The organism is Petrotoga sp. SL27 (genome assembly GCF_002924605.1).
In the GTDB taxonomy this organism is placed as follows: domain Bacteria; phylum Thermotogota; class Thermotogae; order Petrotogales; family Petrotogaceae; genus Petrotoga; species Petrotoga sibirica.
This window is the reverse complement of sequence record NZ_JAIP01000055.1, coordinates 1-266: the sequence shown is the minus strand read 5'-3', so window position 1 is coordinate 266 and position 266 is coordinate 1. Positions and strand designations below refer to the sequence as shown.

The 266-nt window shown below is 33.8% G+C and carries 1 pseudogene; it reads left to right on the top strand.

Going from position 1 to position 266, the window contains the following annotated elements:
- Nucleotides 1-15: 15 nt before the first annotated feature.
- A pseudogene (locus AD60_RS10035) lies at nucleotides 16-266 on the top strand (hypothetical protein); the annotation flags it as partial.

Here is a 266-nt window from a genome sequence, read left to right as displayed (position 1 = left end):
TGGTTTGAAGGGTGCATGATCTACCTACTAAACGTAAGGGAAGATATAACGATAGAAGATATATTAAAGGTACAAAAAGAAATAATGCCTGGAAGGGGTGAAATAGTTATGACGATAGCCGAAAAGTTGAGGAACGAAGGAATGGAAAAAGGAAAACTTGAAGGAGAAAGAGAATTTGCAATTAAAATATTAAGCAAAAGATTTGGTAACCAACTAACTGAAGAAATAAAAGACAAGATAAGAAAAGCAGATGAGAAGACGATAGA